This window comes from Halopseudomonas sp. MFKK-1, assembly GCF_027474385.1.
Taxonomy (GTDB): domain Bacteria; phylum Pseudomonadota; class Gammaproteobacteria; order Pseudomonadales; family Pseudomonadaceae; genus Halopseudomonas; species Halopseudomonas aestusnigri.
Genome location: NZ_CP114836.1, coordinates 3,319,627 through 3,346,035, shown reverse-complemented (window position 1 = coordinate 3,346,035; position 26,409 = coordinate 3,319,627). Strand labels below are relative to the sequence as shown.

Here is a 26,409-nt window from a genome sequence, read left to right as displayed (position 1 = left end):
AGTGGCTGGCGGTGGTGTTGGGGCTCCTGTTGGGTTCAAAGTGGCTTTGTCTCCCTCTACGGCCCAGTGTGAGCCGTTTAGCTCAAGTGGGGTGTCTTCTGGCCTTATTTCGTATGCGTCGTCGCTGTGGGGGTCTTGTGTCACCCGTGCGATGAGTCTGGAGAGTACGGGAGTATTATCGTTCGTGATCCAGGCAGCGTTATCGCCATCCACACCTCTTGCATTCTCTGGATGAGTTGGGTGTACGTAGCTACTCGCACGCGGTGGACGCTGTCGGTTTGTCTGTAGTGGTGTCTGCTGTTGAGGCTGGGCAGGATGCGTTGCTTCAAGGGCGGCTTCGATTTCCTGCGTTGGCGGGGCTTCCTGTAGGCGTGGCTCGGTTCGTGCCTTGCGCGCAAAAGCTTGCTGGATCAGCTTTTCGAGTATGGCGCTCTCGCTTGCCCCTGCGACGCTAGCTAAGCCTGCTAGTTGGTCGCCGGCCTCTTTGCTGATTGTGACTTTTCTGGCTCCTTGCTCTCTTTGTTTTTTGCGTGTCTTGGCGGCTCGAGCAGCTGCCTTCATGTCTTGAAAAAACTTCTCAAGCACAGCCGCGTGCGGTCCGCGCCTGTCTATTACTCGCTCAAAGTCCTCTCCAATGATCTCCAAGTCACGGTATCCGTGTTTGCTGTATTCGAGGTGGCGTGAGTACCGCTGGAGGCTTCTTCTCCGCTCTTTGACGTACTGAATTGCCCAGGTGAATTGATCCATATCTTCGAGATCTAGCCAGGAGAACCCTGGGGCCCGCTTCCTCGCCATGTATGCCTCCTCGTTACGTTTGATGATTCCGCTGAGTTGCTATCGGTCACAATGCAAACTATTGCGAAATCATACCGATATCATTCCGCTACGGTCACGATAATTATGATATAAAAATAAATAGGTGTTATTTAGGCTATTTTTTAAGGTAATGTGTGCCATGCTTGAAGACTTCTTTTCTCTCATAGATAAATTCGGCTTAAAGTGCAACGAGCGTTTCTTGTTACTCGCTGCATCGATGTGCCATGCGCATGATGCCGGCTTTACCGTAGAACAGTTATCCGAAAGGTTCTCTGTCTCGCCTTACCTAGTTACCTCTGGTCTTGGTAGTCTGGTGCGTGCGGGGCTTGTCTCTGCTCTAGTTACAACGCATCCAGACGGTGCCAGGCCTTTTAACCTGTATCGGGTTGAGCCAGAGGTCTGTGACTCAATTGGAGGGGAGTTTTGGGATGGGCAGGGCGAGCTGATCAAGCTGTTATTGTTGGGTGGGTTAATCCTAGGTGGGGCTGCTCGCCGAGATTCATCGGTTATCCGGACTGGGGCTTATAAGTGTCCGCCGACACGGACGAAGTCTGAAAACATGCTTCCCTCAATGCGCTTGATATTAGTGATCCTCGTCGCCTTCAGCGATTCGCTTGGGAGGGTGCCCGGCGACAAGTTCCGTTCATTGCGAAGACTTTGCGCTCTTTCTGTATCTCGGCTTCGGGGTCATATTCGGGATGCGTCGGATGTGGGAGTGTTGAGTGTCGTACCAGGGGTGAGCAGTCGGTGGTTTAGGCCAGCAAAACGGCATTCTATTTTTTTTCTTGATTTGGACGCTCTGGGGGCACCGAGCCACCCCAGCAGGTTGAGCCTGTATTTTGAGGCAGACCGCGACAGGTTCCGCGCGATCTTGAGCGAGAAAGAGCTTTTGCTGGCATACCGGTTCATCTCGGAACTGCGAGTCGCTGAAGTTCCTGTTTTGATGCGTAGCTTGCTAGATAGTGCGTCTGCATTGATTTGTTCAAGCTGGAACGCGCTTGACTCCCCAGAGGCGTTCTATGCCAGTTTTGCTCACGATTATGGGGTTGCTGATATGGTAAGCACGTTTTTGGTGTCCTCTGAGTGTGCTGACGACATAGCGGGCTGGACTCCTGCGATGTTGGAGGCGCTTCATGATGAGCTAGCGCGTTTCGCTCTTGAGGTCGCGCGCATGGCAAAGCGCTGGCTGAGCGTGCTTGGTTTGGACGAACTGAAGCTTAAGCGCTTGCAGATAACTCCATTCGTGTTTGAGCAGGGAACGTATAGGGCTTGTATCCGCGCATTGGCGCCAAGTCACGGGGTGGCTTCACCGCTTCTTCTCACAGCGCCTTCTTGATGCGGGGTTTTGAGTTAGGGCAGATGCGCAAGCAGTAATTTTATATTTCTTCGCCACATCCTCTGAGCTAACAGAGGAGACTGCTCATGAGGATCATGCGACTGAAAGACGTAATTGACACGACAGGGCTTGCACGCTCCACCATCTACAAGTACATCGCAGAGGGGATTTTCCCTAAGCCTGTTAATCTCGCACCCGCCGGGCATGATGGAGTCAACACCAGGGGGGTAGGCTGGGTTGATGCCGAGATCTTTGATTGGGTTTTGGCCAGGATTGAGGAGCGGGACGTTAGCCTGGCAGATGGTGTGAAGCCCCAGCGGTTGAGCGTGGCCAGTTAGTGCGACATAGAAACCACGGCTGGCCGTTGCCGGTCGTGGCTTCTATGTCGCTGAGGAGTAACTCAGCGATTCGTGTGCGCGTAGTCCTTTCTTCGTGTTTTAGTTGGAGTTCTGCGAGGGATGATTCCGTTCCCGCATCAGCTAACCTGCCTGTACTCGTCCAGCGTCTTTCGCCAAGCCCAGCCGTGATGTTTCTCCCGGAAGTCCTTGTCACGCAGGGCATCAGCCGGCAGCTTGAATCGGGATCTATTTATATACTCTATAGACTCTGATTATCTAATCATCAATCCTAATCAACGCAACACCAATACAGCACCCTATACAGGACAGAGACAGCTAAGAGATCAACCCAGTACGACAGAGAGATCAGGTTAAAAAATACACAAGTGACCAGTGGTATGTACCTAACCGAGGAGACATACCATGCATCACCCATTCAACGACTACACACCTGCAATCTCCCAAGCAGAAGCCAGCGTCAAGATCGATCAGCTCGTAGACGATGCTCTACGCAGAGGTGGTCAGGCCTATAGTCTTCAGTCACACCCAGACATGCCATACCACAAGACGAAACTAGGGGATAAGCTGGATTACCTCAGTCAGATGCTTGCCTTGTTCGATGGTCGTATGGATTACGACTACAGTGAGAACCTGGAACTGTTCTACGATGCTTGCCATGACATTAGGCTGGAGTGTATCGATCGTTCCTATATCTGTCCTGATCCTGAGTCTAACGGTGGCTTTCTGTCAGAACCGGAGGTCATGAACCTGCTCATCGAGCGCATTCGTGAGCTGAGCAAGCAAGAGTGGTATCAGCGCAGAGCCAGAGACCGTCGGTATCAAGCCAAACGCCAGGCTGAAGACATCAGTGAGTTCGTGCAGAGAGTGATGGACCGGTATTCCAAGACGCTCGTGCTGAGGCTGAACCTCTACTACCGGGAGACGGCCAAGCAACGGCTCACCATCGAACAGGTGTTTGATGACATGAACAAGCTGGCCAGAGCTCGCAGGACCAATCCTATCTTTGAGCATTTGGTGGCTTCCATCATCCGGGTAGAGCAGGGCGAGGATCAGGGCTTTCATCTACATGTCGCGTTCTTCTTCAATGGGTCTCAGGTCTGGCGTCATTTTCGTATTGCTGAGCGTATCGGTGAGCTGTGGGCAGAGATTACTCAGGGTGGCGGACATTGGCATGACAGCAGTCGCGAATGGGATGGTGAAGAGGACGACAGAGGTACTGGCATGTTTCTGCGTCGTGATGAGAAGGGACGCTATGCGGTAGCCAGTCTGATGGCCTACTTGGTCAAGGACAAGGGGCAGCACCTGCGGATCAGGCCTGCAGGTGTCAGGGCCTACAGGACGGGGTGTATCCGCTAGTTGCCAGCCCGTACCGTCCATAGTTGATCAAACCTGGTGGTGAATGCAGGGCTCAGGAGCTGGCGTTGCATTTGCCATTCTGACTTGGTAGGACGTAATGTTTTCTTCGTCGGTGTGGGCGACCTGAATCGGACTGCGCCGCGGCTGACGACCAAGTCGAGTGTCAACCATTTTCGTCACTTGTGACTACCGCTTATAGGCAGCCGACGATGCATCTCCTGCCGGATTTGCAATGCTGAATGATAGATCTGGAGTAAGCTGGCTACCCCCTCTTGGGCCTGATGGCAGTCTCCTATGGTGCCACATCAAGGGTTGGTTCACTGCGGCAGTCTAGAATATGATCGGTTTATTGCCTGCGCTAAGACTGCAGGAGGGGCTTTCGGCCGCTAATACTCAGTGCTCTGCGCCAGTGGGGCCATTACCGATGGAACGGGTCGGTCTCGCCAGACCCCTGATAGATAAGGATTGCTGAATGCATGACTTGATTAATGAGCCAGATGCGCCACGACTCATTTTTGGTCTTCGCGACACTGGCTACAACGTTAAAACAGCAGCCGCTGACATTATCGACAACTCAATCGCGGCTCAGGCAGATCAGATCAATGTTGAGATCGTTTTGCGTGAAGATGGCCGAAAGCTCGTTTACTTCGGCGACAATGGTGAAGGGATGGACGCGGGCGGCGTTCATCGTGCCATGAGGTATGGTGCACCAGAGCGCGATAACCCTGAAAGTCTTGGCAAGTTTGGGCTGGGGCTCAAGACGGCCTCCAGCTCGGTGTGCCTGAAGTACACCGTGATTTCAAGAAAGAGTCCTGATGAGGAATTGGCAAAACTGACTTGGGACTTGGAGCATGTAGCTGACAAAAAGCAGTGGGAGATGCTCAGAGAGCCAGTTACGCTGGACGAGCAAGAGGCATTTGAAGAGCTTTGTGGCGACCGCGGGACTCTCGTGATCTGGGAAAAGTGTGACAGGATCCTAACCAAGGATTACGAGCCGGGTGGCGCGAAAGAGAAGGCCGCGATCAACAGGCTGGCGGATGCCTTGAGTAAACATATCTCTCTCGTTTATCACCGTTTTCTCGATAAGAACGATGACCGCGAACGTGATATCGAAATCTATATCAACCAGATGCTCGTTGAACCGTGGAATCCTTTCTACCCCCAACGATCTGAACAAGTACTTCACCCCAGTAAGCAAACTCTAGTCGTTGAGCTGCCCGATGGTACAGAACAAACGGCCAGCATCAAGGCTTGGATCTTGCCCCATCGTAACGACATGTCCAAAGATGAGGAGCGTACATATGCTCGTATCTCAAACCGGGCGCAGGGTTTCTATGTCTATCGTGAGGGGCGCCTGATTCAGGACGGTACGTGGATGGAGGTGTTTGGTGCTCCTGAGCCTCACACGTCATTGTTAAGGATCGAATTTGATTTCGGTCATGAGCTTGATGACGCTTTCCGGATAGACGTAAAGAAGTCGCGGATTCTTTTCCATCCAGATTTGGAAGACGGTTTGCGTGAGCTCCTTCAGCCTGTGTATCGCGAGGCCGGTAACAGATACCGCCGGCAGAACCGAGAAGCAGCGAACTCCCACAAAATCGACCATACCAGCGCCAACAAAAACATTGCGGAGACTGGCAACGCTAGTAAGCCTCAGGTGGATTCTGTTGACCCAACCAAGCAGTCAGTTGTTGTATCGAACAACTTGGGGCCAAAAATCACGCTGAAGCTTGCAGTTCAAAGCAACGTTAGCCCAGACACGGTGTACGTCGAGGCTGTAGATGACATCACTTCTGGTGAGCTCTGGCAGCCTGCGTTCAGGAGCTCGGGTGATAGCGGGCATGTACCGGCAGTGCTGTTGAACAAGCATCACGATTTCTACCAGAAAATCTACAAGCGAGCTGCGGCCAATGGGTTCGCGGTCGAGGGGATGGATTTGTTGTTGTGGGCATTCGCTGTTGCGGAGCAGAACAACACCAACGAGGAAATGGAGCCTATTTTCGAGGATATCCGGAGTGAAATTTCCAGAAATCTTCATAAGCTCCTTCGGAATGTTCCGGATCCTGACCCGGAAGAGATGGCGGGAGACGAATAAGCTGACATGATTGCAGGTAAGAAGGATCTTATCCTGAGAGAGCTTGAGCTGGGTACCGGTGCTGCGATTGGTGCTTCAGTCGATCATAGCGGTCTTCGGTCCGGTCTAAGGATATGGTTCGGAGATCTTGATGAAAAGCATGGGCCGGTTGCCGAGTTGCGGCCCTACGGTTTGAGAGGTCATGTCGTCACACTCTCGTTTGGGAGTTTTTCGGGGCAGGTGATCGAGCAAATACGTAATGCTTCATCCGAAGATATTCAGCTTGCTAGGGCCTTGGTAGCCTCTATCCGGCCGGATATAGAGGTTGACGTGAGTGGGCAGTCGCTTGCTTCCTGGTCTGTGACTAATGGTGCGTTTCAGATGACAGCGAAAGTGAGAGATATTGAGCTTTCACTGGAGGATGCGGCTGTCGTTGCAACTTGCCATGAGGTGATCGTCCCTATGATGGCCGCCATGGCTGAGCTAATTGGTTACGATCTTGTTGATGAAGCCCCGGAGCATGAAGAGCCCGCTTTCGAGGGGGCAATACTGCAATCTGTGGTTCTTAAGCGAGAGCGAAATCCCCGCAACAGGCTGCTTGCAATACGCATCCACGGAGAAAAGTGTTTAGCCTGCGGTCTTGAGCCGTTAAAGCTATATGGTGAGGCTGGCTCGATCATTGAGGTGCACCACTTAGAGCCAGTCTCAGTGCTCACCGAGCCGCGACCATATGACCCGCGGACTGACTTGGTTCCCCTTTGTCCTAATTGTCACCGTGCTGTTCATACGAGGCGTCCTTTGCCGTTCAGTATCCATGAAATTCAGAGCTTGATGGGTAAGCAAAGTGATTGACCTTTCTGCTCTTCCCGAAGCCTTCGATGATTTGCGCAAGAGCTTGCCCGATGGTCTGCTCCTTTCAGAGCGCGTTGTCGATCCTGTCGTAGTGATTGATAAGGTCGGCCGGGAGATCGTCGCGCGATTGTCAGGGTGTCGCTTGGTTCGGGGTGTGAAGCAGATTTATGCTGCACCAAGCAACCGGCACGCTTGGGTACTTGATTCAAATACAATCAGGCCATTGCCCAGAGACTCTCTGTCCGTCTTTGAGGCAGCGTTGAACGGATCTGACCCAGATAGTCTGTCTTTTAGTGAGGCTGTTCGGCTTATTAGAGCAAAGGGTTTGGATTTGACTGTCGAACCCAGCGCGAGCTTTTTGCAGGCGGGCCGCGCGTTGTCGGAAAAGTTGGAGGGAGAGCTTGATGTTCCCGGTTTGACGGCAACCCTTTATCCCTATCAAGCGCGTGGTGTGCATTGGATGAGGGAAACGATTGCCCATACAGGTGGTTTGATTCTGGCGGATGAAATGGGCTTGGGTAAAACCCTGCAGATTATCGCTCTTTTACTTTTGGAACCCCCGCAGGAGTCGGCGCCAGCTCTGATCATCTGTCCGACGAGTTTGATTGCAAACTGGGTGAGAGAATTTACTCGATTTGCTCCGAGCTTAACTGTTCTAGTTCATCGTGGTTCCGAGCGGGCCGGCATTTATCGAGAGCTTCAGAAAACCCATGTTGTTATCGCCACCTATGACACGATGGTGAATGACATCGCAATCTTCTCCTGCCTTGAATGGTCATGGGTGATTTGTGATGAGGCTCAGGCAATCAAGAACCCTGATTCCAACCGCCGCAAAGCTATTGAAACGATTCCTCGTCGACGCTCTATCCCGATGACTGGCACTCCCGTTGAGAACAGTCTTCTGGATCTTTGGTCGCTGATGGATTTTGCAATTCCGGGTTTGCTTGGTTCCCGAAGTGAGTTTGAGCAAGCCTACCCCGATTCGGTTGACTCTGCCCAAGCCGTAGGGGCTATCACTGACCCAGTGATTCTCAAGCGCCGTGTGGTGGATGTGGCTGGGGACCTTCCTGAACGGATAGATATTGACTTGCCGCTTGAGCTTGATGGGTTGCTGGTGGAGCATTATCTGCAGGTTAGACAAGAGACGTTTGAAAAGTACCCCGTTGCTGGAGCGCTTGTTGCTACGTTGCAGCTGCAGTTGGTCTGCGCTCATCCGTGGCTAAGATGCCTGCATGAAGACGACCAGGACGTTTCTGATGTCACTGTTGAGCGTACTGCAGCTTTTCCTCTAGTTACGCCCAAAATGGAGAGGGTCGTTGAGCTCTTGAAAGAGGCTTTTTTGAACGGCAGGAAGGTAATTGTTTTTGCGCTTTTCAACAAAGTTGGCGATTTGATAAAAGAGGCGTTTTCGGGCGGGGGGAATGTCTATTGGGGCGCTATCAACGGAGCGACTCCCCAAGAGGCACGACAGCCGATCATTGACGAGTTCTCCGCGCACACTGGCCCAGGGTGCTTGGTTCTGAATCCCAAAGCAGCTGGGGCGGGTTTGAATATTACCGCTGCTACGGTGGTCATACATTTCACGCCCCTATGGAATCCTGCACTGGAGGCCCAAGCCAGCGCAAGAGCGCATCGCCGGGGACAGACTCAGCCCGTTACGGTGTATCGTCTTTATTACAAGGACACTGTCGAAGAAGTGATGATTGACCGTTCCACATGGAAGAGTGAGCTAGCCAGCGAAAGCATTCCGGTTTCATCCAGGGATGCAGACGATATTAAGCGAGCTCTGGAAATCGCACCGGAGAAGAAATGATAAAGCAGGCGTTCAGCAAGATATTGAGTGCAAATGACGTAGGGGCGACTGGAGGGCATCAGGGAGGGATCCTTATTCCCAAGTCGGAGGGGGAGCTTCTGTCTTTTTTACCCAGCTTGGACCCCTCGGTTAAAAATCCAGATGCATGGATTGAATGTATTGACGAGGATGGGGTGCTGCGGAAATTCAGATTCGTCTACTACAACAACAAGCTGCACGACCCCAGCGGCACAAGGAATGAGTACCGCATTACATACATGACTGCGTATTTTCGAGATGCAGGTGCGGGTGAAGGGGATGTGTTTGAAATTTCCAGAGCGTCGCCTGACGCGCCTTACTCAATCAAGGTGGTGCCATCTCAGGGCTCTCATGCGGAGCCAGAATGCAATCAACAGGTTCGAATCAAGATCAAGTCAGCGTGGAGGCGAATCCACTGATCTCCTTTCATGCTCCCCAAGCATGTGTCGAAAATGATTTGAGCCGATATCAATAGGTCCCTGTGTAGTGGTCTACTAATCCCGGACACCAAGTTAGGCGGTAGAATCGCCATCAGCGAGGTGTTCAATGAGCAAACAACGTCGATCCTTTTCGGTCGAGTTCAAACATGATGCAGCGGCCTTGGTCGTCGACCAAGGCTATAGCGTGGCAGAAGCCTGCAAGTCGATGGGTGTCGGAGAAACCGCTCTCCGGCGTTGGGTCGATCAACTGCGCGAGGAGCGTGGTGGAGTGACGCCAAACAGCAAGGCGCTCACGGCTGAACAGCAGGAAATTCAAGCCCTGAAGGCGCGTATCAATCGCCTTGAGCTGGAGAAGAAAATCTTAAAGGAGGCCACTGCGCTCTTGATGGCCGAGGAGCACGGGCGCAGACGTTGAGGTCGATTCGGCAACTGGCCAAGCGCTATCCCGTCCAACTGTTGTGTGCTGTTTTCGACGTGTCGCGCTCTAGCTATTACGCCTACCTGGCCAGATGCAGGCGCGTTAATGTTCAGCGGCTACTGCTGCGTCGTCGAGTGAACGAGCTGTTTACTCAAAGCCGCAGTGCCGCGGGTAGTCGCAGCATAGCCGCCATGCTCCAAGCAGAAGGTACAGTGATCGGTCGCTTTAAGGTAAGAGCGCTGATGAAAGAGCAGGGCCTGATTAGTAAGCAACCGGGGACACACGCCTACAAGAAGTCGACAGTGGAACGGCCTGACATACCGAACATTTTGGATCGGCAGTTCACTGTCGAGGCCCCCAATACGGTTTGGTGTGGCGACATTACCTATATCTGGGCGCAGGGCAAATGGCATTACCTCGCCGCAGTATTGGACTTGTTCAGTCGCAGAGTGGTGGGCTGGGCGATGTCTGCCAAGCCGGATGCTGATCTGGTCGTAAAGGCGCTCGACAGAGCCTACGAGATGCGTGGGCGCCCAAGTGGTGTCTTGTTCCACAGCGATCAAGGTAGCCAATACAGCAGTCGCCATTTCCGCCAGAGGCTATGGCGATACCGGATGACCCAGAGCATGAGTCGGCGAGGAAACTGTTGGGATAATGCACCGATGGAGCGCCTGTTCCGTAGCCTGAAAACGGAGTGGGTTCCGACGGTAGGCTACATGACCGCTGCACTGGCTGAGCAGGATATAGGTCGCTACCTAATGCAATGCTACAACTGGACAAGACCACATCAGCACAACGGCCTCGTGCCGCCGGCTGTTGTAGAAGAAAAACTTAAATCACTGTCCGGGAATTGTTGACCACTACACTGAGTCGTCATCGTCTTCTGGATATGGGGGTTGTCCCAACGCTTCCATATAGATCGGGTAGACGACGGCGTCTAGCTTGTCGCCCAAGGAGTGAGACAGGCGGTCAACTATTGCATTTGCTTCTGTGGCTTCTAGGTGTGTGAACAGCGGTTCGTTCGACTCACGATGCACGATTTCAGTGGCGTCGTCATTTGGGTCGAAGAGTAGCTCTGCATCTCGCATCGCCAGAAACCATTCTTGAGCATCTTGCTCTGTTGTTCCTTTGAGCTCCGGAATACGTGACTTTGGCACTTTTTTTCCTCTTATTTGGGATCTGATCAACATGATACCAGGTTGCCAAGTCTCTTCCCATTGGCCAAAATATGCAAAATGCGAAAAACGTTCCCAGGGGAAGGCTGAAGTATGGCAATCAACGAAACTCTCTCGAGCTTTACGGTTTTGCGCGAAAAGGCTGGTATGAGCATCGAGGACGTGATGGAGCTGACTGGAAAGTCGAAAAGCACTGTCTATCGTTGGGAGAAGGGGCAGATTCCAGCCGAAAAGCTTGCCCTCAAAGTGATCAACGAGCGTATCGCTAGAGCGAGTCGCGCGCAGTCGGACAGGGTGCCCGGGGCATTCCGATTTATAGATTTGTTCGCTGGTATCGGGGGCATGCGTAAGGCTTTTGAGGGCGTTGGTGGACGGTGTGTGTTTACTAGCGAGTGGAATAAATACGCCCGCATGACCTACCAGGCGAACTTCGACTGCGATCATGACGTTGCTGGTGATATCACGAAAATTGCGGCCGAGGACATCCCTGAGCATGATGTATTGGTTGCTGGCTTCCCCTGCCAGCCATTCTCAATTGCAGGCGTTTCCAAAAAGAATTCCCTTGGACGCGCGCATGGCTTTGAAGACAAAACTCAGGGCACCCTGTTCTTTGATGTCGCGCGAATCATCGCGCATCACCGTCCTGCTGCATTTCTCTTGGAAAACGTCAAAAACCTGAGGGGGCATGACAAGGGTAGAACGTTCCAGACCATAATGGAGACACTTCAGGATGAGCTGGGGTACAACGTTCACTATCGAATTGTTGATGCCCGGCATTGGGTCCCTCAGCACCGAGAGCGGATTTTTATCGTTGGGTTTCGCGACGATGTGCCGTTCAATTTTGGTGAGCTGGTCTTTCCGGAGAAGGCTCCTGTCCTTGGAGATATCCTTCATCCGCAAAATGGTGACGAAGAGCCAGAGCCTCCTTTTACCGAGGGCGAACAAGCTCTCGTCGCTGACAAGTACACGTTGACCGAGAGGCTTTGGGAGTACCTTCAAGCCTATGCTGACAAGCATCGCGCAGCAGGGAACGGCTTCGGATTTGGTCTGAATGGCAAAGACGACGTAACTAGAACGCTTTCGGCTCGTTACTACAAGGACGGCTCCGAGGTTTTGGTATACCAACATGGCAACAGGCCGCGTCGTTTGACTCCTCGAGAGTGTGCGAGGCTGATGGGTTTTGATATGCCGGGCGAGCCCCTTTTTGAGATACCAGTTTCGGATACTCAGGCATACAAGCAGTTTGGTAATGCAGTGGTGGTGCCCAAGGTGAAAGCTATTGCGCAGTTAATGCGTCCTCACGTGTTGGACATTGTTGAGTGTGCCAAGCAGCATGATCCGAATTTCGCTATCGCCGACTTGTTTGAGGTAGAGCAGGCGATCGCATGACGGATAGCGTCAGCGCTGAGAAGCGGAGCGAGATGATGTCCAAGGTTCGCTCGAAAAATACTCGGCCTGAGTTGCAGGTGCGACGATATCTGCATTCCAAGGGGATTAGGTTTCGATTGCACGATCCAAAGCTGCCGGGAAAACCCGACATCGTTATGCCTAGATGGCGCACCGTTATCTTTGTTCATGGTTGCTTTTGGCATTGGCATGGTTGTCGTTATTTCAGGCTTCCCAAGAGCCGTACACCGTTTTGGGAGGAGAAACTGGCGGGGAACAAGCAGCGCGATAGCCAAAATCGCATTAGGCTTGAGGAGATGGGTTGGCGAGTGATTGTCGTATATGAGTGCGCTCTGAGGGACTCGCCCAAGGATACTCTTGATAATCTCGTACAGGAGCTTCGCCGCAAGGCTATCGCTGCTCCGTGTATCTGATTACTGGATTTCGCCAATCTGTTGCCTTGTTCGGTAGGTCTATTTCTCGGCTTTCTGACCTCCCGATTGAGCGCAAAAAAGAAATAACACCCCAGCCAGGCCCGCAGGCCGCTGGGGTGTTATTGCTTAGTAGATCCGGTTACACCACAGACCCGCTTCCACGTTGGCTTGAACGAACTCATCGCTTACAACGCCGGTACGGTTCATGCGTTCCAGGTAAGGAACGTCGAATTTCAGCAGGACCTGTTCGAAAACGCAGTTGCAGAACTCGCGATCCGCGCCGCTTTGCGCGCAGCCTGACAAGAACTGTCCGCGCAGTTTGTCTTCAGGGCTAGAACAGCCCGCTGCCAGTACGCTCAGCGCCAATACCGCCAATAGTTTATTTTTCACATCCTTGCTCCTTATATGCGGGACAGGACCTGGGACATGCCCAGCATCACGCCAATAACCATGCCGATCAGCTGAGGACCCGCGATCCAGAACAGCTTGGTGAATACCAGGCTGAAGAATCCGCCGGTAGTGAACACGGCAGACGGGCGCGCAAAGCGGCAGATGGCATCACCCAGCAGGGCACCGCCCCAGCCGAGCAAGGTACCCACCAATACCGCGAAGGCTTTTGCGAAAAAGCCAGCACGCAGCACCATGCCGGAGTTGTTGAACGTTACAGCGAAGATGGCGAAGGCAAAGGCTGCCAGCGCCCAGCCGAGCACTTTTACGGGGACCGGCAAGGTGTCGTCGATGTAATCGTCCTCGTCGTTCTGGGGATCTCGTCGCTCGAGATTGTTCTGTTCCATACAGCGGGCTCCTTATGAGCGTTATTGGAATAGGCGCCTGATCACCAGGCGGACTGGCAGGTGTTTCCCGGGTGGTTGAGCGGCTTAAGTACGTCTATGCCGGTCGTGGGCAGCGTGACGGTTTGCCCGTTCTGGCTGATCTGCAGGGTTTGGGCTGTTCGCAGGTGCTCCCAGAAGCTCGGGAAAGCCTGACCGCAGATGCGGCACATGGTGTCGAACGGGTTGCCGTACTCGATGCCATCGAGGATGACGTTGAAACCGGGATCCTTCTTCGAGCTGTAGGACTGCCCCTGGATCTTGGCGTAGGCATGGACATATTCACCGTCGCTGTCAGGGCAGGCGATGTACAGCTCGTTACCGGACTCATCGGTGACCGTGTACTCAGTCGTGCCCATGCCGTAGCCGCGGGTCCACTCGGCTGCTGTGGCGGGAATACTGGTGAGAGCCAGTACGCTGAGCAGAGCGCTGGCGCGGAGAGAGTGCTTCATGGCGTCCTTTCCTTTTCTAATTAGTGGAGTCAAAGCGTAGAAATTGGCGTCAAATCTACCTGTAGAGTTGATTCTCATCGTTTCAAGTCCTTTATGTCAATCGGTCGATGCCCAACCATTCAGGTCGGATAGGAGGGGGTATGGCCAAACCAAAAAACGCCCTGACCGCGAGCATCGGTCGGGCGATTGCGCAAAAGCGCAGTGATGCGGGGATGACGCAGGACGGTGTTGCCGGCAAGCTGGGTATCGGCATTGAGGCGGTCTCGCGGATGGAGCGGGGCATTGCCATGCCATCGGTTGCCCGCCTTTATGAGTTGGCTGCGCTATTTGGTTGTGAAGCGGTGGATCTGCTGACGGAGGGGAGCCCGCATGTCGACGATCAGGTGCGTAACCTTCGCAGCATGCTGGAGCCGCTGGACACCGCTGACCGGGAACTGGTCTTGCGTCTGGTGGCGCAACTGACAGAGCGCCTGAAAACCAAATAACAAAGCATCACCCTGGCGCTGGGTCGTCGGACTCATTCATCAGCAAGAAACCGCAGTTCAGGCACAGGCTGTCGAAGGTGCCGAGCCAGTGCTTTGCCACGTTATCTGCCAGAGCAGCTCCCTGAGTTGCGCCTGCTTCCAGTAAGGGCGTTGGCTCTGCCAGTAATGCCACCAGCTTTCCCAACTGCTCCCACGGTGCGTGGTTGGTCTGCGCGTCCTGCTGGCGCTCAACATGAGTACGCAACAGCACATCAAGTACCCCGGCCATCACGACCAGGGTGTGCAGGTTCTGCCGATGAACCAATGTGGCGCTGTTGCAGATGGTGCAGGTCTTTATCATTGCTGGATCTCCTTTACGGCTGTGTTCAGATCAACCCGCGCTCAGCAAAACTCACCGCTGTCGTGCCACCAATCACCAGGTGATCGAGCAGACGTACATCGATGGTTTGCAGTGCGGTTTGTAGGCGGGTGGTCAGTGTGCGGTCGGCCTGGCTGGGCTCAGGCACACCGCTTGGGTGGTTGTGGGCGAGAATGACGGCTGCGGCATTGGCATTGAGTACCGCTTTGACGACTTCTCGGGGATAGACGCTGGCGCTGTCGATGGTGCCGTAGAACAGCCGCTCAAAGCGCAGCACCCCATGCTGGCTATCGAGCAGGATGATGCCGAACACCTCGCGCTCCTCGTGGGCCAGTTGGGACACAAGGTAGTCGCGAACCAGATTCGGACTGGTCAGGTAGTTGCTGCGATGAAAGCGGGCTTCCAGAATCGACTGGGCCCAGCTCAGGACTTCGGTTTCGGACAGCTCAATGCCCGCTGTCGGCAGCAGCGCCGACGACGACTTTTGCTTGCTCATGGTGATCTCCGGATATAGAAAAACCACCCGCTCAGGCGCTGGCGGGTGGGTTGGCTTGTTGCAGGTTGTGGGTGCGTTCAAGAATCAGGTCGTGCAGGGTCGGCTTACCGTTGCGGCTTCGACGGCTGCTGTACTGCGGAGTGGGCTTCTGAGCAGTGGCTGCTGGCGCTGACTCAACGACTGATTGCTCTGGATAGAACTCCTCGAGTACCAGGTGTGAGTCTTCTTCACTGTCCTCAAAGGCCCCATTGACCAGCCCCATGCGTGCGGCAGCATCCAGTGCTTGTTGATCAAAGCCGGCATCGCGCCGTGATTGATCCAGCTGGTGTGCCTGAGAGAGGGCTTCTTCCAGGCTCAGGCCACTACGCAGCGTCAGATCTACGTAGTAGATGGGTGAACCATGGCTTTGCCTAGTGGACTTGCCGCGCAGTCGCAGTTCCAGCGGCAGACACGCCAGTCGATCTCCGGACAAGGCCTGCAGGTAACTCAGTCGCGCCGACAGAGTACGGATGCTGTTATAGCCGGTGGTACGAAACACAAAACTCCCCAGTGGGTCGTCATCACCAATGGCGACGTTCAAGCGGCCATACGGCTTGCAGTTGCCACCGGGCGCCAGCGGGCAGCCATCCGGTGAGGGGCAGGGCAGGCTTTGAATGCCTTCTGCCGTTGAGCGCTTGCACGACTCCCCGTTACCGACACACAGCGGTCTACCAGTGGTGCGGTCAAACAGGCTGTATTCAGCGCGGAAGTTCAGCTCCGGATCATTGAATAGCAAGCGCACTGGAATGCTGCGGATCTTGCCGCCTTGCTCCTTGCGCAGCAGCTCGTCGAGTGGGTGGGGCAGCCAGCCATCGCGGGTCTGCACCTGAGAGGTAATGGTGAACTGGTCGTCTTTCTCCGGCAGGCGCTTGCCGTTCTTCTCGACCACCTTACCGATGGAGATACGCCCGAGCACGGGCGGGGTGATTGCCAGGCCTTTGATCATGGGAATGCTCCTGTAAGAAACAAAAAGGCCGACGCCACAAGGGCAGTCGGCCTGAAGGGGGGTGATGGGAGATAAAACAAATCAACTGACCAGAAAGCGCCGGCTTCCGGGCTTGCTGAACTGATACTGCGCCTTGAGGGCAGGGTGGTCCTTGAACAGGGCGTCGAGGTCGATACCCGTCCCATCCTTGGACTTCTTCCAACTGATGTTGCCGCTGGCGAAGAGCGCCTTGCTGGCACTGCCCATGGCCTGCTGCAGAGACTGTTTGAGCTCGGCTTCGCGCTTGCCCAAGCTGGCCAGGGCACCGCGAACCTGCTTGAGCTCATCGAACGCCTGTGACAACGCGGCGTTCTCGGTGAAGTTCACCTGCTCGCCATCGTCAGCCGGGTAGAGCAGGCGCAGCGCTTCTTCGGCGGACTCGGACCCATCTGCCGGTGGCGGCGTGTCGGTCTCAACGTAGTGCCAGAATTGGCGCTCCAGCGCGATCAACTGCTCAATCAACGCCCCGTCACGCTCGATGCGATAGACCTCCAGCTGTTGACCACCGAGCAACACGGCCACATCCGCGGCCTGCTTACCGGTCACGGCCAACTGATGCATGACCTGCACCTCAACGTACTTGGGTACGCCGTCACGCCAGAGGCGAGCACCGTTCAGGCCGGCGGTTTTGCATTCGAGGATCTGCACCTCATTGCTGCCAACGACTTCGCGGTCGATGTTGGCCAGCATCCAGGGCACGTCAGGGTGCTGCAGGACAGCATTGACCTTGCGGACCTTGTTACCGGTGCGGCGCTGGTACTGGGAAGCGACAACCGGCTCCAGCACCACGCCCCAGAACACCGGGGTGGTGTCGTCATCCGGGTTCGGTTTGGCCAGGCCAACGTCACGGTTGGTTTTCTCCAGCCAGAGCTCCAGCTGGGATTTGTAGGGGTTGAGACCGATAGCGGCTGCGGCATCCGAACTGCCGATGCCGCGCTTGCGCACGTCCAGCCAGTCGTTGCGAGAGAGGTCTTTGGTGCTGACCAGGCGCAGGACACCACGTCCTGCTTTGTTGGCGCTGGTGGTCGGTGTGGTTTGATGCGTGTTCATAAGCAAACTCCAGACGCACAAAAGCCCGACCAGCAGACACTGATCGGGCTCAGGCGCGTAGGTAGATGAAGGGGTTGAGAAGAGAAGCAGATAAATGAAGCGAGAAACTCAGGCGATCAGCTCCAGGGCATGATCCAGAGCCTTTTGCTTCAGGGTGGCACCTTGACCAAACCAGGCTGAGTCCAGCCGGTGATCAATGCTGCGGGCGCGCTTCTCGTGATCGACGTACTCGGTTACCGCGTTGAGCAAACCCCACGCGGTGTCTCGTGCCGACGCCAGTTGAGAGCCGCGTCCTTTGCCGGCGTACAGATCCTGCACTTTCTGCAGGGCCCGGTGCTGGGTGAGCTCGCGGCGATCCTCCACGTCCTGCTCGGTGTCGCAGATCACCCGCAGGAAGTAGCCAAGCGCTTCACCGGTGTTCACCTTGCGCTGGGACAAGTGCTTCATGCGGTACATGAAGTCATCCCACTGAGCGACCGAGATACCCAGCTGGCGTTTGACCGCCTTGGCGTTGAACTCAGTGTTGTGCGGCACCTTGATTGACTCGGCTGCGCCGTCCACCGCGATGGCCAGAGTGTTATTGCACACTACCCGCACGGTGGTGGGAGTGGCCACAGTCGAGAGAGTGCCGTCGCAAGAGGTGGCCAGCAGCAGGTAGCCGTTAACCAGGTCATTACCCTTGAGCACCGAGGCTTGCCCCGTCCGGGCCAGCGCCCAGAACTTGCGACCACCCTTGAGTACGCCGGCGGTCTCCAGCTCAAAGCCGGCGTACTCGGTCAGATCCCGGTAGAACTCCAGCACGTCAAACGGCTGTACCACCTTGTAACGCTGCGAGACCACCGACAGCGGGGCCTTGGTGTCCGAACGGTAGAGTACCTTCTGCTCCGGGAAGGTATGGATGCTACCCAGATGCGCAGCCGAGTCCGACAGAAAGCGCACCGGGGACTCTTCGATGTGCCAGTTCATGCCGGCTTCATGCTGCCAGACCTCCAGCGGTTGATGACGGGACAGCTTGCTACCCAGGCCATGCCAGGGTGTGGTGCCAACGTAGGCCATAGTTTCAACTTGATGTGCCATGGAAACCTCCAAAACGGCATAGACCGCCCGAGCCATAGAGCCCAGGCGGTCAAAGACAATGGGAAAGAGACGAAAAGAGACAGGTCAGAGGGAAGGGCGGGGCTCAGAAATGCGCGTGGCAGTCCAGGCAGCGAAAGCGGCAGAGCAACTGCTCATCCACCACTTTGCCCAGTCGCAGCCCGGCAATGCAGCCAGCCAAGGCACCAGTGATGGCACCGAGCACGGCTCCAGCACCGACGCCCGTCGGGCCACCTGACACGCCGACTTGCATGCCGATGCGCAGACCGGCCGCTGCGCCCGATGCAGTCGAGGCCGCAGCGCCGCTGAACGCACCGGCAACAGTGCCTACAGTGCCGCCGATACGCTTGCCGTAGTTGCAGAACACCACGCGCTGCGAGCGACAGCGCGGACAGGATCGAGACATAGAGAACTCCTCACGAGACAGGCCAGTTGAGCGGACTGGCTTGGGGTTGGCTCGTGGGAGTTATGTAGGGTTGAAATTTATTTGAATGGAAAAGCAAGCAGGAAATCAGGGGCCGATACTGACAACATTGTTTCAATTTCTGGTGCGGTTTAGTGGCTCGCCCTTGCCGGAGCATGAGGTGCAGGATGAGCTGCTGTTCAATTAAATCATGCCCCATGGAGTCTTGGCCTGCCGATAGTTTAAGCTCAGACTAGAAGCCTAAGGATGATGCGAGCGATGTAGGATGACTGAAAAGGGAGAGGGCTGCCGGCAGTATTACCAGTCGGTATATGAACGGAATCATCCAGGGATCAGTAAGGGCCGCGCTCTTGATGAGTGCCTGCATCACTTCCTTGATCAACGGCCAGCAGGTAAGAAGCTGTCAGCACTTGAGCGTGCACAGGGCTTGTCACGGGCATCGTTTTGGCTTGATCAGGATGCGCTTGCTCAATCCGAACTCGCCAGCCTTTCCCTTGGTCGAGTGCTGCATTTCGATAATGCGGTCAGTACCGAGCTCCTGTTGCACCTCGCCAGCAGTAATCCTGAAGTTCTCAAGTGGGCGATTCGTTACTCTAAGTTGTTCATGCGTGTCACTTCTCCCTTATGGATAGCGCTTCGTGCTGGGCTGGTGGGGGATGAGTGGGAGTTATTCTTCGCTGTTTGTGACCGGTTACTGGATCAGCTCAAGCCCTTTGACGAGCTGGTCGACCACGCTGAAAAGCAGCTTGAGCGGTTGTCTCTGCTGGAGCTGTTTTCCTATCTCAGTGTGCTGGCCTATGAGGCCGTTATTGATGATGCGTCAGCTGATAGATACGGTAAGCAGTGGCAGGTTTACAACCGCATCATTCTGAGGAAACTGCAGGTTTGCCCGGAGGCTGACTTTCGTCTAACCGAGCCGCGTCTCGGTCGGTCACTCAAGCATCACCTGTCACCGATCCTTTTCCCTGAATCGTTCAGCACTGATCTAGCTAAGTGTCGTGAAAACCTTGAATGGTTGGCTGTTCTTGTTGCGGCCACCCAAGAGCGGATCGACTACGAGGGTTCGATTGACTGGTTTTGCTTTGATCCGGAATGTCGTTACCACTTGGAGCCCGGCGAGTCGGTTATCTATAACGAGTCAAACGCCAGAACAGAGCAATGGCAGCGAACCGAGCGAAAGGGCGACCTGCTTTGGCACTATTGGATGAACAGGGCTGTTCAGGCCTTCATCGACTCTGATATGGCCGAGCAAACCATCGGTTCGCGTGAAAACCACGAGTTGAATCAATTGGCGTATATCAAGGCAATGCGCAGTGAGCTGCAATTGCAGCAGATTTATGGCCTGGGTGAGCGGGTTTCTCTCGATGATGGGACTCAGGTTCAGCTTCATCATGTCCTATTGGCGAGTGAGCTGACCTCGGCTTTTTTTCAGAGCCAGTACATCCGACCATTTCAGCGCCATCTGCATGATTCGGGTGTGCTTACTCAGGCGCTTAGTCGTCTGGCCTTGGAAGGATTGTTGTCTGGGGAGAACAGGTTCCCCATGACCTGGTCACAAGAGGATGAAAAGATCCGCAGGATTAAAGACTGGACGGTAAGCGAGGAATATCCGCAAGGCAGTTCCGATGCTGCTAAGGCGATTCTCAAGTTTTGGACCAGCGACCTCAAGGTTTTGTCGCAGCAACTCAGGCGGCAGCCAGGTGTGCCAGCGCCACGTTTGTACGAGCAGCCGTTCTACAAGATCGGTCGATACAGCTTTCAGTTTCCTTGGGTGGTTGCTCAGCAAAATAACCTGACGGCAGCTATCAATAACTTGCGGCGCGTGAATGCCCGCAGAGCTGATTTGCAGGAAGAAACTCAGCGAGTAGAGCTGGCGTTGGCGGAGAGCCTTCGGCAGCGAGGATTTGCTGTTGAAGTGGGATATCGACCGGCGCCGACAGACGAAGATGATGCTGGAGAGGTAGACCTGATCTGCCACAGTGAGGGAGTACTGCTGCTCTTTGAGGTTAAGTCAGGTTATATCCGATCTACAGCCCATGAGGTCTGGCTCCATCGAACCAACACGTTGCGCAAGGCCGCCTGGCAGTTACGGCGCAAGCAGGTAGCGGTGTGTTGCGCGCTGATAAATGATCAAGACCTACGCGCTAGATTGGGCTATCACGGTAAGCAGCCTGAAGCAGATCTGCGTTCCTGGATCGTCGACACCTCCATTGAGCTTGATGGCCAGTCAGTCGATGGCTTCAGGGTGGTAGCCCGCGAAGCGCTGGAGGTCATTCTGCGTGACGAGAAGCAGCTCCTCAGGCCCATAGATCAGCTTGACGAGAAGAGTTGGGTTTCGTTGTTTCCTGAAGGGTTTACTGCTCGCCGGCTTATCAGCATTGTTGAGTCAGATGAGCTTTGGCGCGGCATCTGCTGAATATTTGGCCGGAATAGCTTGGCATGCCGATAGAGCTGAAGTGGTCACGTTAATTGCCTAAAATCCTCAAGCGTGGAGAGTTCTATGAAACTCGGTGCGGTTCAATGGTTTATGACGTACTGATCAATAAAGCTGCCATCATTGAGCGTTGTGTGCAGAGGGCTCGTGATGAGTTCGAGAAGGATCCCGGCAGCTTCAGCACTGACTGTTCCCGTCAAGACGCAGCGATTCTGAACGTCTTACGTGCCTGTGAAGCAGCGCTGAGTATGGGGCAGCATCTTATCTGGCGAGAGCGTCTAGGTGTGCCGCAAAGCAATCATGACGTTTTCGCTTTGCTCGCTAGGGCAGGGCGAATAGATAGAGCTTGGGTCTCGCCACTGCAGAATGTAGTTGAGTTTCGCAAGAGTGCTTTACACGACGATCAAGCGTTGCAGATAGCCAAGATCGTCGCTGTGATTACGCGCCACCTTTGTGATTTCACCGAATACAGCCGTCAAATGCTCTTGAGCGATGAGAACGGGCCTTTAAAAACAAGCTCACAAACCATAACAGTGACTGATGATGCTGCTGACTAGTAGGCTTTTTCTCCAGCGTTACTGATCCGATTAGCGGGTGAGTGATAACGGTTTTGCCTCTCTTTAGCGACAGATGCTGTCGCACCCTGCTGTTATATTCCCCAACGGCGCTAGGTGCTTAGGCGAATTTTTAATTGCCTCAGTGTGCTGGTGCTTTTAGTCTCCAAAGGTCGCAGGGAAGCTGGATCGCACAGATAGCAGTCCCGTTCGATCAATTGTTACTCAAGGAGTGAATATGGAACCGACGTTGCAGAGGTCGGGCCTGCTGAAAGGCCGTGGCCGAGTTGTCGTAATGGCTGTTGTTCTCGTGCTGATGATGGTGTCCTGGCTGGGCGTGATTGATCGCGCTTCAACCGAATACATCGACAGTTCTCTGGTGCAGGCCTCTGTCGCCTTTGGCGTGGCGAAGCTACTGAACGCGCTGATTTCGATGCTGCAGAGCGTCGAGGTTGAAGTCAGCATGATCGCTTTTTCGGGATCGTTGGGGTTGGGGGAGTTGCTGGATCCGTTCAATGATCTGGTTGAGGATTACTCCTCTCTGATGAAGCTGTCGATTGGCTCATTGCTGATCCAGAAGCTGCTGCTTGGCATTATTTCCGACCTGTTCTTCAAGGTTCTTCTGACACTTTCCGGTGCCCTGGTGCTGGTGAGTTTGCTGCGCCCGTCTTTGGCCGGCTTTAACCAGCTTGTTCGGCTGTTTGCGTTTCTCGTGTTCCTTCGTTTTGCGTTGGTGGTGGTAGTCGCGTTTAACGGCGTTGTTGGCGAGTACTTTCTGGCTGATCAATCCAACGAGGGTATTGCCTCGCTTGAGGCGCTTCCCAGCAAGGTGGAAGCACAGGATTTAGAAGGGGCTGACGCCGCAGAGCTGAGGGAACTGGCAGAACAGGCAGAGGAAAGCCGCGTGGAGCGCGAGACCGTTCTTAACGCACGTATGGCTGAGATTGCGGAGCAGACTGAGCAACTGCAGTCTAAGTATGCCGATGCCAAGGCCGAGCTTGATGAGCTGGAATCGGGTATGGATACGGTTCAACGAGTGATTGGGCTGTCGAGCACGCCAGAGCACGCAGAAGCGATCGCTAAGGTTGACCTGATCGAGGATCAACTGGAACTGCTTGAGGATGAGCAAGAGAAAGCCGAAAACGGATTGGCGTTAATCCAGCGAGAGCGCGCCGCGGCGGAAAAATCGGAAGACTCCGACGGTTTCATGGGCTCCTTGGGCAGTACATTTTCTACGCTGACGGACCCAGCGGCCTGGAGTGCGCTGCAGGATACGCTGTCCAACGCAACCAACACCATCATGATGGTGATGGCGCTGTTCATCCTGCGCACGCTGATTCTTCCGCTGCTGTTTCTCTATTGCCTGGGCATTGTGTTCAAGGCGATCTGGCGTGTCGACGCGCGGGAGCTGCTGATGCGTTACTTGCCTGCTGACAAGGAACCCGCCAATGCCTGAGGCCGTATCTGAGTCGACTATGAGCGCCGTGCCAATGACCTGGTGGGTTGTCGGTGTTGGGCTGGCTTTGTTGCTGCCGTTTGCCATCGGTATCTGGATGGGCCTGCGGCAGCGCATTGTGGTGTATCGCAATCACTTTGATGTGATGCTGGTTGGTGGCCTGTACCTGATTCCAGCCGCTATCGCCGGGCTGGCCTTCACCTTGGGAGGTGGCGGAAGCAGTGATGCCAATGACGGTGGCAATGAGTTGCTCTGGGCCTTTGCCGCGCTGGCGGTGGTTCTGGATGCGTTGCTGTTGCTGTTTGTCCTGACGCGAACCTGGATTGATAACCCCAACCCATTGAAGATGCTGCTGGCGCTTTACGTAAAGATTCCGCTGGCGATGTTCTTCTTCATGCACTTCGGCAACATCTTCAGCGGCAAGCAGCCAGGCTCCAGAAGTAAGTCAGTGTTCTGGACCTTGCTGCTGGTGCCTTTGATTCATGGCTTGGTGAAGGACAAACGGGGCAAGTTGCCTGGGGTGCCCCGGCGATTAGGTTAAGCTTTTAGCTGCCCAGCGAATCTGCGTACGCTCTCCATTTGACTGCTTTGCGTCGAAGTTAAGGTCATCACTGAATCATGTATCGGGTCGCTCCATACCAGCTCGCCTGTTGAAGGCCTCAGCATGACGTTGCTCAGGTTGACGTCGATCAAACCCTCTCCTTCATCCAGAAAATAGGCCGCACGGATAATCGTGTCCAAAAGCGGTTTGAACTCCGGATGGGTTGTGAGTGCTTGCCTGCAGGCGTCGACGAACGGTTGGCGTTCTTCGGGCATAACAGCGCCATCATCGTGCAGGGTGTCGAATAGGCCTTGCAGGTTTTCCCCTACCAGGCTGGCTGCGTCGATGGGTTCCAGCCACTCCACCTGTGCCAGCCAGTAGTATTCCTCTTGCGGATAGGCGTCATTCGGCGCCACGGGGCCGAAGTCTTCAATAATCTGCACGACCGCCGGATTGCCGTTTGCAGACTGTTGAGACAGAAAATTGTGACCGCATCCGTCGGTAGTCAGCCGGTATAGCTTGCCCTCGCATTGGAACAACATTGCGCTGGATCCGCAGGTCAGATACTCCGCTGAAAGCAGTGGCTCCCTGCCTAGAACGTACTCGAAAAAAGGTCCTGAAAAGAGGGTGTGCATGGTTTTGGCTACTTGGTTCTATGAGGCAATTCCAGAGGTGGCTGAAAGCTTAGCTGCCAGCCAAATTGTTCAGCCGGTGCTGCGCGGTGACTATGGCCTGCGCTAACACGGTCTCTCTGTCTTTAAGGCGTGCCAGTTTGCATTCATCGGGGCGGCCGCAGCCCTCGGCTTGCGCAGGGCAAGCCTTGCAGTGCAAAGCGTGGGCGTCTCGTGTCTGTTCTTGAGCCATATCCAAGGCGAACTGAAGGCTTCTTAGCTTGAGGGCCACAATCAGCCGCAATGGCAAACTGATAATCCTCCGCATCAGGCGTTCCTTTTATCAATCAGGCTGCTTACTTTTGCCGTCAGCTGTCTGCGGGCGGTATCAATCACGTCCGGGTTGGTCTTGGCAGACAGCTTCTGTTTGTCTTTTCTTCCAAGGAAGTAGCTGATGCGCTCTGCATTTGCGCCGGAGGGGTGCGGCAGGCCGGACAGAATTTGCTCGGGTCTGAGCAGTCCTTTGCGCTGCAGGTGTTCGAAGGCGTCAGCGACCTTGGGGCCAAGAGGAACATAGAGGCAGTCACCGCCCAGGGCTTGGACCTCTTCCGCCAGATGGCGGTCAATCTGCTCTCGCAGCGAGCGCTTGCCCAGCATGGATGGCGTGCCGTTGTAATTGGCTCCGTTAACGAAGACGGGATACCGCAACGCGGATGTGTAATGCACGATGTGGCTGTGTGTTGTGAAGAGCTGCTCACAGCTATCGATTCCGAGCAGATCGGCAACGCCGATGTGATCAAGCATCGCAATAAGGTTGGGGCGCATCGGGCCGGAGAAACTCGCCGTTTCCTTTGCCTTGCGTTTGGCTTGCTCCAGCGAGTCACCGGCTTTAAGCGCCCGTCTGGCTTCGTTCAGCGCGTTGACCGCTTGGGTGTGGCCGGGAGTGATGCCGCAGATAACGATTTTTGCGGCCGGATTGACGTAGTCAAATGGCGCGTAGAAGGTCTGTAGGCTGCCTTCGGTTGAAAGCAGTAACTCCACCGGTAGATCGGCACCCGAGAAGCTCGCGGTTGAATCGGCGATAAGTCGGCTAAATTTTTCAAATTGGCTCATGGTTTCATTCTTTCCTAGCGAATGCGGCTGCGGCGTTGTGGGGTGCCTGGGTGGCCTGATGTTCTGCGTTGGCTAAAACGCTTGTTTGCTTTGCGTGTTTTCAGTCTGTCGCCTCGCAGGCCTGCTGTAATAACCGTGCTTCCGTTTACCACGAGGTAAAGCTTTCTGCTTCGGCAAGCTAGGCAGAAATCCGCGTCATCAACGTCTGTGACCAGCTGACGGAAGCTTTCCCTGTCGAAATACAAGTAGCTGACACCCCTGTTGTGCGCTTCTTTCCCATAGCTCATCAACCATTCCAGTTGTGCCGGGCTGATGCGCCGCTCTTGCGCTCGCTTTTGTGCGTGGTTGGTAATCTGCATGGCGATAACTCAAACGAACTGGGTCGGTACGAAGTTTCGGCGTGCGCTCAGCCAGCGCATTGCCTCTTTTGAGCTAACGACAGTTCTGCTTCCTTGTTTGCGCGTCACAAGGCGGTCTGAGGCGCTCGGCTGCGTAGCGTTGCGCACGGCCTTCTCGGTCATGCGAGCAAGAAAGGCAACTTCCGGCAGGGTTAAAAAACCGGTGGCGTTGTCGAGCAGAACCTCGGGTAATGCGTCGTAGGCCTGGTCACCGTGGATGTCACAATCCAGACGTGCGCGGATGGCGGCGAGCTTGAAAATGTGCTCCAGGGTCGGCGCGATGGAGTCGGTGCCGTGGAACTCTTCATCCCATCGGGCTTGGTTGATGAATGATGCGAAATCCAGCCAGTCGTCACTGCGTGCGCTGTTGTCCGAGCTTTTCAGTTGACCGTTAACAGCGTATTCGTAACAGGCCTCGGCTCGACTGATGAAGGCTCCAGGCCCACCCAGAATCTGGTCAAGAGCATCGATATCGCAGCAATACTTCTCAGCCTCGGCCGCGAGGTGTCCGCGATACGCCCTGCGTACCTCCTTGGCGATATTTTCTGGCTGAATTTTGCCCTCTGGCTTCACGTAGTTACAGAACAGGTCTTCTAGTCGCATGGTGTCTA

General features: G+C 54.8%; 31 protein-coding genes. 15 read left to right on the top strand and 16 right to left on the bottom strand.

Features of this window, described 5'->3' with window-relative positions:
- The first annotated feature begins 955 nt into the window (after positions 1-955).
- The 3 genes from O5O48_RS15465 to O5O48_RS15455 all read left to right on the top strand — a co-directional run bounded on the left by O5O48_RS15465 (position 956) and on the right by O5O48_RS15455 (position 3,867).
- On the top strand, positions 956-2,152 hold the full coding sequence (locus tag O5O48_RS15465) for a hypothetical protein (RefSeq protein WP_269687536.1): 1,197 nt from the start codon (positions 956-958) through the stop codon (positions 2,150-2,152).
- 86 nt (positions 2,153-2,238) lie between these two features.
- Positions 2,239-2,490, top strand: a complete 252-nt coding sequence (locus O5O48_RS15460) for an AlpA family phage regulatory protein (protein ID WP_269687535.1) — start codon at positions 2,239-2,241, stop codon at positions 2,488-2,490.
- Between the two features lie 423 nt (positions 2,491-2,913).
- Positions 2,914-3,867, top strand: a complete 954-nt coding sequence (locus O5O48_RS15455) for a YagK/YfjJ domain-containing protein (RefSeq protein ID WP_269687534.1) — start codon at positions 2,914-2,916, stop codon at positions 3,865-3,867.
- Here the strand turns inward: O5O48_RS15455 and O5O48_RS17765 are convergent.
- Positions 3,864-3,938, bottom strand: coding sequence for a hypothetical protein (locus O5O48_RS17765; RefSeq protein WP_350227377.1), 75 nt, complete (start codon positions 3,936-3,938; stop codon positions 3,864-3,866). The genes O5O48_RS15455 and O5O48_RS17765 overlap by 4 nt on opposite strands.
- Before the next feature lie 401 nt (positions 3,939-4,339).
- On the opposite strand from O5O48_RS17765, the gene O5O48_RS15450 reads away from it, so the two are divergent.
- From O5O48_RS15450 to O5O48_RS15430, 5 genes are all read left to right on the top strand, one after another.
- Positions 4,340-5,962: an ATP-binding protein gene (locus O5O48_RS15450; RefSeq protein ID WP_269687533.1), complete on the top strand. Its 1,623-nt coding sequence runs from the start codon at positions 4,340-4,342 to the stop codon at positions 5,960-5,962.
- 6 nt (positions 5,963-5,968) lie between these two features.
- Positions 5,969-6,793, top strand: a complete 825-nt coding sequence (locus O5O48_RS15445; RefSeq protein ID WP_269687532.1) for an HNH endonuclease — start codon at positions 5,969-5,971, stop codon at positions 6,791-6,793.
- Positions 6,786-8,606 carry a DEAD/DEAH box helicase gene (locus O5O48_RS15440; RefSeq protein ID WP_269687531.1) on the top strand — a complete coding sequence of 607 codons (1,821 nt, stop codon included), beginning with the start codon at positions 6,786-6,788 and terminating at the stop codon, positions 8,604-8,606. Before O5O48_RS15445 ends, O5O48_RS15440 begins: the two co-directional genes overlap by 8 nt.
- A complete protein-coding gene (locus O5O48_RS15435) occupies positions 8,603-9,043 on the top strand; it encodes an EcoRII N-terminal effector-binding domain-containing protein (protein WP_269687530.1) in 441 nt (146 codons plus the stop codon). The genes O5O48_RS15440 and O5O48_RS15435 overlap by 4 nt, the downstream gene beginning before the upstream one ends.
- Before the next feature lie 127 nt (positions 9,044-9,170).
- Positions 9,171-10,339, top strand: a protein-coding gene (locus O5O48_RS15430) for an IS3 family transposase (protein ID WP_228247539.1) whose coding sequence is annotated in 2 segments (ribosomal slippage) — positions 9,171-9,432 and positions 9,432-10,339 — 1,170 coding nt in all. Because the reading frame shifts where the segments join, the coding sequence is not laid out codon by codon here.
- Positions 10,340-10,342: 3 nt separating this feature from the next.
- Here the strand turns inward: O5O48_RS15430 and O5O48_RS15425 are convergent.
- On the bottom strand, positions 10,343-10,639 hold the full coding sequence (locus O5O48_RS15425) for a hypothetical protein (RefSeq protein WP_269687529.1): 297 nt from the start codon (positions 10,637-10,639) through the stop codon (positions 10,343-10,345).
- Between the two features lie 111 nt (positions 10,640-10,750).
- Here O5O48_RS15425 and dcm point away from each other — a divergent pair, with 111 nt between their 5' ends.
- Positions 10,751-12,046, top strand: coding sequence for a DNA (cytosine-5-)-methyltransferase (gene dcm, locus O5O48_RS15420; RefSeq protein ID WP_269687528.1), 1,296 nt, complete (start codon positions 10,751-10,753; stop codon positions 12,044-12,046).
- Complete coding sequence (locus O5O48_RS15415; protein ID WP_332367345.1) at positions 12,043-12,477, top strand: very short patch repair endonuclease; 435 nt, start codon at positions 12,043-12,045, stop codon at positions 12,475-12,477. The genes dcm and O5O48_RS15415 overlap by 4 nt, the downstream gene beginning before the upstream one ends.
- A 126-nt stretch (positions 12,478-12,603) precedes the next feature.
- Here the strand turns inward: O5O48_RS15415 and O5O48_RS15410 are convergent, their stop codons facing one another.
- The 3 genes from O5O48_RS15410 to O5O48_RS15400 are packed head-to-tail and all read right to left on the bottom strand — an operon-like array spanning position 12,604 to position 13,759.
- Positions 12,604-12,867, bottom strand: a complete 264-nt coding sequence (locus O5O48_RS15410; protein ID WP_269687527.1) for a hypothetical protein — start codon at positions 12,865-12,867, stop codon at positions 12,604-12,606.
- Positions 12,868-12,878: 11 nt separating this feature from the next.
- Entirely contained in the window at positions 12,879-13,271 is a 393-nt protein-coding gene (locus tag O5O48_RS15405; RefSeq protein ID WP_269687526.1) for a hypothetical protein, read from the bottom strand.
- 41 nt (positions 13,272-13,312) lie between these two features.
- Positions 13,313-13,759, bottom strand: coding sequence for a hypothetical protein (locus O5O48_RS15400; protein WP_269687525.1), 447 nt, complete (start codon positions 13,757-13,759; stop codon positions 13,313-13,315).
- Positions 13,760-13,899: 140 nt separating this feature from the next.
- Between O5O48_RS15400 and O5O48_RS15395 the strand changes: the two genes are divergently transcribed.
- Positions 13,900-14,244, top strand: a complete 345-nt coding sequence (locus O5O48_RS15395) for a helix-turn-helix domain-containing protein (protein ID WP_269687524.1) — start codon at positions 13,900-13,902, stop codon at positions 14,242-14,244.
- Positions 14,245-14,251: 7 nt separating this feature from the next.
- Here O5O48_RS15395 and O5O48_RS15390 read toward each other — a convergent pair whose 3' ends face one another.
- The 6 genes from O5O48_RS15390 to O5O48_RS15365 form a co-directional block, all read right to left on the bottom strand.
- On the bottom strand, positions 14,252-14,584 hold the full coding sequence (locus tag O5O48_RS15390; protein ID WP_269687523.1) for a hypothetical protein: 333 nt from the start codon (positions 14,582-14,584) through the stop codon (positions 14,252-14,254).
- 25 nt (positions 14,585-14,609) lie between these two features.
- A complete protein-coding gene (radC, locus tag O5O48_RS15385) occupies positions 14,610-15,098 on the bottom strand; it encodes a RadC family protein (RefSeq protein ID WP_269687522.1) in 489 nt (162 codons plus the stop codon).
- A 31-nt stretch (positions 15,099-15,129) separates the two neighbouring features.
- Positions 15,130-16,083 carry a recombination directionality factor gene (locus tag O5O48_RS15380; RefSeq protein WP_269687521.1) on the bottom strand — a complete coding sequence of 318 codons (954 nt, stop codon included), beginning with the start codon at positions 16,081-16,083 and terminating at the stop codon, positions 15,130-15,132.
- 81 nt (positions 16,084-16,164) lie between these two features.
- Positions 16,165-17,172 (bottom strand): YqaJ viral recombinase family nuclease, encoded by a 1,008-nt coding sequence (locus tag O5O48_RS15375; RefSeq protein WP_269687520.1) that lies wholly within the window; start codon positions 17,170-17,172, stop codon positions 16,165-16,167.
- Positions 17,173-17,280: 108 nt separating this feature from the next.
- Positions 17,281-18,249 (bottom strand): DUF932 domain-containing protein, encoded by a 969-nt coding sequence (locus O5O48_RS15370; protein WP_269687519.1) that lies wholly within the window; start codon positions 18,247-18,249, stop codon positions 17,281-17,283.
- A gap of 103 nt (positions 18,250-18,352) precedes the next feature.
- Positions 18,353-18,673, bottom strand: a complete 321-nt coding sequence (locus O5O48_RS15365) for a hypothetical protein (RefSeq protein ID WP_269687518.1) — start codon at positions 18,671-18,673, stop codon at positions 18,353-18,355.
- 283 nt (positions 18,674-18,956) lie between these two features.
- Between O5O48_RS15365 and O5O48_RS15360 the strand changes: the two genes are divergently transcribed.
- From O5O48_RS15360 to O5O48_RS15345, 4 genes are all read left to right on the top strand, one after another.
- Positions 18,957-21,107 carry an NERD domain-containing protein gene (locus tag O5O48_RS15360; protein WP_269687517.1) on the top strand — a complete coding sequence of 717 codons (2,151 nt, stop codon included), beginning with the start codon at positions 18,957-18,959 and terminating at the stop codon, positions 21,105-21,107.
- 104 nt (positions 21,108-21,211) lie between these two features.
- Entirely contained in the window at positions 21,212-21,682 is a 471-nt protein-coding gene (gene hepT, locus O5O48_RS15355) for a type VII toxin-antitoxin system HepT family RNase toxin (RefSeq protein ID WP_269687516.1), read from the top strand.
- A gap of 292 nt (positions 21,683-21,974) precedes the next feature.
- The gene (locus tag O5O48_RS15350) at positions 21,975-23,135 is read left to right on the top strand and encodes a hypothetical protein (protein ID WP_269687515.1); all 1,161 of its coding nucleotides are present in this window, start codon (positions 21,975-21,977) and stop codon (positions 23,133-23,135) included.
- Complete coding sequence (locus O5O48_RS15345) at positions 23,128-23,676, top strand: hypothetical protein (protein ID WP_269687514.1); 549 nt, start codon at positions 23,128-23,130, stop codon at positions 23,674-23,676. The genes O5O48_RS15350 and O5O48_RS15345 overlap by 8 nt, the downstream gene beginning before the upstream one ends.
- Here the strand turns inward: O5O48_RS15345 and O5O48_RS15340 are convergent.
- From O5O48_RS15340 to O5O48_RS15320, 5 genes are read right to left on the bottom strand one after another with little or no spacing between them, the layout of a single operon-like run.
- Positions 23,673-24,311 carry a hypothetical protein gene (locus O5O48_RS15340; protein ID WP_269687513.1) on the bottom strand — a complete coding sequence of 213 codons (639 nt, stop codon included), beginning with the start codon at positions 24,309-24,311 and terminating at the stop codon, positions 23,673-23,675. The two genes, O5O48_RS15345 and O5O48_RS15340, sit on opposite strands and share 4 nt — an antisense overlap.
- 49 nt (positions 24,312-24,360) lie before the next feature.
- Positions 24,361-24,615, bottom strand: coding sequence for a hypothetical protein (locus O5O48_RS15335; RefSeq protein WP_269687512.1), 255 nt, complete (start codon positions 24,613-24,615; stop codon positions 24,361-24,363).
- Positions 24,615-25,400, bottom strand: coding sequence for a hypothetical protein (locus O5O48_RS15330; protein WP_269687511.1), 786 nt, complete (start codon positions 25,398-25,400; stop codon positions 24,615-24,617). The genes O5O48_RS15335 and O5O48_RS15330 overlap by 1 nt, the downstream gene beginning before the upstream one ends.
- Before the next feature lie 14 nt (positions 25,401-25,414).
- The gene (locus tag O5O48_RS15325) at positions 25,415-25,759 is read right to left on the bottom strand and encodes a DUF4258 domain-containing protein (protein ID WP_269687510.1); all 345 of its coding nucleotides are present in this window, start codon (positions 25,757-25,759) and stop codon (positions 25,415-25,417) included.
- Between the two features lie 9 nt (positions 25,760-25,768).
- On the bottom strand, positions 25,769-26,401 hold the full coding sequence (locus O5O48_RS15320; RefSeq protein WP_269687509.1) for a hypothetical protein: 633 nt from the start codon (positions 26,399-26,401) through the stop codon (positions 25,769-25,771).
- Positions 26,402-26,409 lie beyond the last annotated feature (8 nt).